5 protein-coding genes are annotated in these 6530 nt (G+C 62.8%); 4 read left to right on the top strand and 1 reads right to left on the bottom strand.

The features are described 5' to 3' along the window. The first annotated feature begins 150 nt into the window (after positions 1 to 150). The 4 genes from ABWP50_RS12885 to ABWP50_RS12900 are packed head-to-tail and all read left to right on the top strand — an operon-like array spanning position 151 to position 6260. Positions 151 to 1353 (top strand): efflux RND transporter periplasmic adaptor subunit, encoded by a 1203-nt coding sequence (locus ABWP50_RS12885; RefSeq protein ID WP_502951066.1) that lies wholly within the window; start codon positions 151 to 153, stop codon positions 1351 to 1353. A 20-nt stretch (positions 1354 to 1373) separates the two neighbouring features. Continuing rightward, a complete protein-coding gene (locus tag ABWP50_RS12890; RefSeq protein ID WP_353218391.1) occupies positions 1374 to 4457 on the top strand; it encodes an efflux RND transporter permease subunit in 3084 nt (1027 codons plus the stop codon). 43 nt (positions 4458 to 4500) lie between these two features. Further along, on the top strand, positions 4501 to 5700 hold the full coding sequence (locus ABWP50_RS12895) for a DUF445 domain-containing protein (RefSeq protein WP_353218392.1): 1200 nt from the start codon (positions 4501 to 4503) through the stop codon (positions 5698 to 5700). A gap of 38 nt (positions 5701 to 5738) precedes the next feature. After that, positions 5739 to 6260, top strand: coding sequence for a GNAT family N-acetyltransferase (locus ABWP50_RS12900; RefSeq protein ID WP_353218393.1), 522 nt, complete (start codon positions 5739 to 5741; stop codon positions 6258 to 6260). Here ABWP50_RS12900 and ABWP50_RS12905 read toward each other — a convergent pair. Continuing rightward, entirely contained in the window at positions 6253 to 6390 is a 138-nt protein-coding gene (locus ABWP50_RS12905) for a hypothetical protein (protein ID WP_353218394.1), read from the bottom strand. The genes ABWP50_RS12900 and ABWP50_RS12905 overlap by 8 nt on opposite strands. Positions 6391 to 6530: the final 140 nt, after the last annotated feature.

Consider the following 6530-nt stretch of genomic DNA (forward strand, 5'->3'; position numbering starts at 1 on the left):
TGCTGTTCTGCTGGACAGAGCCATCGCATCTGCGGCGACGGCGCTCGAGTGGCACTCAAATTCCGGCTTTGCTGGAAGGGCCGAGTTGCGATATGAGAGCGCTTGTATGCGGTGACGTACTTGTGTAGTACACCCGCGCAAAGGATTGTCATGGCCATGAACGCACATACCACTGTTGAACCAACGGTCGACGCCAAGGTCTACGCGTTTGGCGCGTCGGCTGGGTCTGATGTTGCGACATCGGGGCGTGGCCGCTGGCTGAAGCCTGGCTTGATCGCGCTGGCCGTGGCCCTGGCGGGCGTCGCGGCGTGGCAGGCCTTTTCACCGGCGGCGGCGCCGCCTGTGGTTGCGGCCAGCAACCTGCCGGAAGTGACGGTGCTGGTGCCCGGCTCCACGATGGTGGCGGAATCGATCACGGCGCCGGGCAGCATCGCTGCCAAGCGCGATGCTGCGGTGGGCATCCAGGGCGAAGGCGGCCGCGTGCTGCGCGTGCTCGTGGAACCCGGCCAGCGCGTCGGCGCCGGCCAGGTGCTCGCACAGATCGATCGGCAGGTGCAGGTGCAGGAAGTCGCGCAGCTTCAGGCCGGTGTGCGGCTGGCAGAAGCCGATGCGCGGCTGTCGGATGCCAATCTGGCCCGCGCCGAAAGCCTGGTGGCCAAGGGCTTCATCAGCCGGGCCGACATCGATCAACGGCTTGCTACCCGCGATGGTGCGCTGGCCCGCGTTGGCGTGGCCCGTGCCCAATTGGCAGCGGCGCGCGAACGCAACGAGCGGCTGGACGTGCGGGCACCCGCCGCTGGCCTTGTGCTGTCACGCAGCGTCGAAGCCGGGCAAGTGGTTGGCGCTGGTTCGGGCGCATTGTTCCGTCTGGCCGAAGGCGGCACGCTGGAAATGCGTGCACAGCTCGCCGAGCAGGATATTGCCCGGCTGAAGGTCGGCATGCTGGCCAGCGTGACCCCCGTGGGCGCCACCACCAGCTTCAAAGGCCGCGTGTGGCTGGTCGATCCGGTGATCGATGGCGCCACACGCTTGGGTATCGCGCGCATCCAGCTCGATTATGCCCCCGGGCTGCGCGTCGGCGCCTTTGCGCGGGCCAATATTGCAGCAGGCGAATCAAACCGGCCGCTGCTGCCGCAATCGGCCGTGCTGGCCGACGTACAGGGCAATTATGTGTATGTTGTCGGGCAGGACAACCGGGTTGAGCGGCGCGCGATCACGATTGGCACGGTTTCCGATGCTGGCGTCGGTATTTTGTCAGGGCTGTCCGGCACTGAACGGGTTGTGGCCAGCGCGGGCGCCTTTTTGAAGCCAGGTGACCGGATCAAGGCCAACCTTGCTGCAACTGCTCGCTGATCTGACGCCTGGAGCCTGATATGCGCAATATTTCTGCCTGGTCGATCAAGAATCCCGTGCCGCCCCTGGTGGCATTCGCCTTGCTGCTGTTGGCCGGCGTCCTGTCCTTCAGGGCGATGGATGTGAACAACCAGCCTGACGTGGAGTTTCCGGCGGCCCAAGTGGTTGTGGTTCAACCCGGCGCCGCGCCAGCGGAGCTGGAAAGCCAGGTTACCCAACGGGTGGAAGCTGCCATCCGCAACATCAGCGGCGTTGATGAGGTCAACAGCTTTGTCGGCGAAGGCCGCAGCAGCACATCGGTGCAATTTACCATCGGCACCCCGATCGATCGCGCCGTGAACGACGTGCGTGATGCCATTGCCAATATCCGATCCGATCTGCCGCAGGGCATCTTGCAGCCGCAAGTGATGCGTATGGATATCGCTGGCGGCCCTATTGCCTATTTTGCTGTTGAATCAACTGCGATGACTCTCGAAGAGCTCAGCTGGTTTGTCGACAACACAGTTGCCAAGCGCCTGCTGGGCGTACCGGGCATGGCGCAAGTCAGGCGTTCAGGCGGTGTCAGCCGCGAAATCCGGGTGATCCTCGATCCGGATCGCATGCAGGCTTATGGCGTGACCGCCAGCCAAGTGAATGCGCAGCTGCGCCAGACCAATTTGAACGCTGCTGGCGGCCGGGCCGAAATCGCGGGTGCTGAACAGTCCGTGCGGGTGATCGGCAATGCCCGCAACGCAATCGGCTTGGCTGATTCCCAGATCAACCTTGGTATGGGCAGCAGCGTTCGCCTGGGTGACATCGCGCAGGTGCAGGACAGCTATGCCGAACAGCGCGGCATTGCCAAGATGAACGGTCGTCAGGTGCTCAGCTTCTCGATGTCGAAGGCCAAGGGCAGCTCTGATGTGACTGTCTATGATACGGCCCTTGTCGAGATTGAAAAACTCAAGGCCCAATATCCAAATGTCAAATTCAGCCTGATTTTCACGTCGGTGGATTATACCAAGCAGCAATACAAGGGCGCGATCACTGCGATGATCGAAGGGGCCTTGCTGGCTGTGCTGGTGGTGTTCATTTTCTTGCGCGATTGGCGCGCCACCATGATTTCGGCGCTGGCAATCCCGCTTTCGGCGATCCCGACATTCTGGATCCTCGATGCGTGGCTGGGCTTCACGCTCAACCAACTGTCGTTGCTGGCGCTATCGTTGGTGGCTGGTGTTCTGGTTGATGATGCGATCGTCGAGATCGAAAACATCGTCCGCCACATGCGCATGGGCAAATCGGCCTACCAGGCATCGATGGAAGCGGCTGACGAAATTGGTCTTGCTGTCGTGGCCACCACGTTCTCGATTGTGGCCGTGTTCCTGCCAGTGGCGTTGATGCCCGGCATTTCAGGCCAGTTTTTCAAGAATTTCGGCGGCACGGTTGCGGTGTCTGTTTTGATCAGCTTGGCGGTTGCCCGCCTGATCACGCCGATGTTGGCGGCCTATTTCCTCAAGAGCGATGGCGCCGCCGAGCATGGCACTGGCAAGTGGGTCGATGTCTACATGTCGATCCTCAACTGGGCGTTGGCCAACCGCATGAAAACCGTGTTCGGCATCGGCGGCGCATCGTTGATCGCGACTGTGTTGCTGTTCAACGCGATCCCGATGACCTTTCAGCCCGATGCAGATTCAGACAGCAGCCAGGTGACGATCTCGCTGCCGCCGGGCGTCACCTTGGGGCAGACCGAGGCCGCAGTCGACAAGGCCGTGGCCGTGTTGGAGAAGTCGCCCGAGATGGCGCTGGCGTTTGCCAGCATCGAGGTTGGCAGTGCTGATATCTACCTGACCCTGCGCAAGGATCGCGCGATGCACCGCACCAAGTGGGAACGCAGCATTGCACCGCAGCTTTCTGCGATCCCGGATGCTCGGGTCGGCTTTGCCTCTCAAAACGATGGCCCCCCTGGCGGACGCGACGTCCAGATCACGCTGACGGGCACCGACTCCGTGTTGCTTGAACAAACCGCACTAAAGGTTGTTGAGGAAATGCGCGGCGTTAAGGAAGTTCGCCAGGCTCGTATCGATGGTGAGCTCAACCGCCCGGAAATCACCATTCGGCCGCGGCTGGATCTGGCCGCTGAACTGGGCGTCACCACTGCGGCATTGTCCGAAACTATCCGCATTGCCACGCTAGGCGATATTGACCAGAATGTCGCAAAGTTCAGCGTTGCCGATCGCCAAATCCCAATTCGCGTCGCGCTGGTTGAATCGTCACGCCGCAACCTTTCCACCATCGAAAACCTGCCGGTACCAACCTCTCGCGGCGGTACCGTGCCGCTGCGGGTGGTGGCAGATATCAGCTTTGGTGCTGGGCCGACCGAACTCCGCCGCCACAACCAGCAGCGCCGCGTTGCCATCGGCGCCGATCTTGCCCCGGGTATCGTGGCTGGTGAAGCACAGCTGAAGGTGAACGCCCTGCCCAGCCTGGCCAAGCTGCCACCCGGCGTCGAGAAAGTCAGCCTCGGCATGCAGAAGTGGATGGGCGAATTGATCCAGAACTTCATTCTGGCCGTGATCGCCGGCATCATCATGGTGTTTTCGGTGCTGGTGCTGCTCTACAAGCGCGTGCTGCCGCCATTTGTGAATATGGTGTCCCTGTTGCTGGCACCGCTGGGCGGCCTGATTGCAATCTGGGTGACGGGCAATGTCATTTCCATGCCGGTGTTCATCGGCATCCTCATGCTGTTCGGCATCGTCGCCAAGAACAGCATCCTGCTGGTCGACATGGCCATCGAGGAAATGGACAAGGGCGTGCCCAAGCTGGAAGCCATCCTTGAGGCCGGTCACAAGCGGGTGCAGCCAATCGTGATGACCACCATCGCCATGGTGGCCGGCATGATGCCGGTGGCCCTCGCGCTGGGCGGTGACGGATCGTGGCGCGCACCGATGGGTATCGTGGTGATAGGCGGGTTGATCTTGTCGACCGCGCTCACGCTCATTATCGTTCCGGCCGGGTTCTCAATCGCGGTCTCGGTGGAAGAATGGCTGGCGCCGCGCATGAAGCGCTGGTTCACCAACAACGAAGACAGCGCCAAGACCACCCGTCCTGCCGCACAGCCTGCGGAGTAAGCCTGCCCTGAAACAGCTGCTGCCGGAGTCAGAATTTTATCGCATGCGGTTGCTTGCGACGCTTCTGCTGCTGGCAATGGCGTTGCTGTTTGCGGCCACGATGCTGATGCACGGTGCTCATCCGGCGGTGCCGTGGCTGGGGGCATTTGCTGAAGCTGCAATGGTTGGCGGCCTTGCCGACTGGTTTGCCGTGACCGCGCTGTTTCGGCATCCGCTTGGTCTGCCGATCCCGCACACAGCCATCATTCCTCGGCAGAAGGACCAACTGGGCGAGGCACTTGCGCAGTTTTTGAAAGACAATTTTCTAAAACCCCAGGTGGTCGCGCGCCGGCTGGACGAAGCTGATCTTGCCGGCGTACTGGCCGGCTGGCTGTCGGCGCCGCCCGCCACGGCAAAAGGCAACCGCCGCCGCTTGGGGCCGCTGGTCGCGCAGCTGCTGGAGGGGCTGGATGATCCAGCGATTGGCCAGCTGGTGGCGGATGTGGCGCGCGAACGGCTGGGCAGCATGAAGATATCGCCGCTCGTTGCCGACGCTGTCGACACGATGGTCACGCGCGGCCGCCATGAGCCGCTGGTGGATGCAGCCATTGATTGGGGCCTCGCCACCTTGAACGACGAAGGCCCGGTGATCCGATCAATGGTGACAGAGCGCACCAACTGGCTGCTGCGCCTCGCCGGCGCTGACGAAAGCATGTCGGACAGCATGATCGGCGCGGTGCAGCGCCTGCTCGTTGATATGCGGCAAGATCCGCGCCATCCCGTGCGGCAGCGCATCATCGAGGCGCTGAAAACCTGGGCGTTTGATCTGCGCCATTTTCCCGAAACGCAGGCGCGCGTGGAAAGCTACAAAAGCGATCTGCTGGCCAATCCGAAAATGGCAAGCTGGATGCAGGACCTGTGGGGGGCGGCGCGCGGTGCACTGGCCAACAGCCTGACCCAGCCCGGCGGCAACCGGCTGGGCGGCGCATTGGCGGCGGTGGGCAATCGCATCGAAGCCGATACCGGGCTGAAAGCGGCGCTCAACAGCAGCTTGCGCCGGGCGGTAGCCGGCCTTGCCAAGACCCATGGCGACGCTATCGTCACCCTTGTATCCGACACAGTGCGCAGTTGGGATGCCGACACCGTGACCGAGAAGGTGGAGCAGGCCGTGGGGCGCGATCTGCAGTTCATTCGCATCAATGGCACCTTGATCGGCGGTTGCATCGGGCTGGGCATTCACGCCATCACGCTGGCAGCCCAGTGAGCCTGCTGAACCGTCAGCCCAGCCTGGATCACCCGGCCGTGCAGCTGCGGCCCGCCAGGGCGGCCGATTGGCCGGCCTTGTTTGCGGCCGCCAGCGATCCCGGCATCTGGGCTGGCCACCCCGCCAGCGACCGCTGGCAGGAACCGGTGTTCCGCGCCTTCTTCGAAAACGGGCTGGCCAGCGGCGGCATGCTGGTGGCGCGCGCCGGCGGGGCCGTTATCGGTTCCTCCCGCTTTGATTACAGCCGCTGCCTGCCCGGCGAAGTGGAAGTCGGCTGGACGTTTCTGGCCCGCAGCCATTGGGGCGGCGGGGTCAATCACGCGATGAAGGCGTTAATGGTCGGCCACGCCCTCACCAAAGTGGACAGCGTGATGCTGATGATCGGCGACAGCAATTTCCGATCCCGCACCGCCGCCGAACGCATCGGCGCCGTTTTGAGCGCCCGCACAGCCACCGCCGAGCTTTCGACCGGACCGGTTGTCCACGTCATCTACTCAATCGGCCGCGCTGGCTTTGTTGCCGGGCCGCTGGCGCCGCTGTGGGCGCAGCGGATCAGCTGATATCTACCAGATTGTCGTCGGAATTGCGGTCGACATATTTGTTGTAGGGATCGATCTCAGCCACCGTCGGGCTGGTCTTGCCGATCAACACCAGCACCTGCTTTCCGGATTTTACCGGCATCCGCGTCATCGCCAGCACATCCTTCTTGCTGAATGCGCCCTGCCCCGGCTAGGCCGTGAACAGTCCAACGTCGATGCTGTCGGCCATCGCCGTGGCCGTTCTACGCCCTTGCCATCGTAAGCGCGGTCTGAAGGCCGCCTTGCGCGTGC

Origin of the sequence: Sandarakinorhabdus sp. (genome assembly GCF_040398645.1) — a bacterium.
Taxonomy (GTDB): domain Bacteria; phylum Pseudomonadota; class Alphaproteobacteria; order Sphingomonadales; family Sphingomonadaceae; genus Sandarakinorhabdus.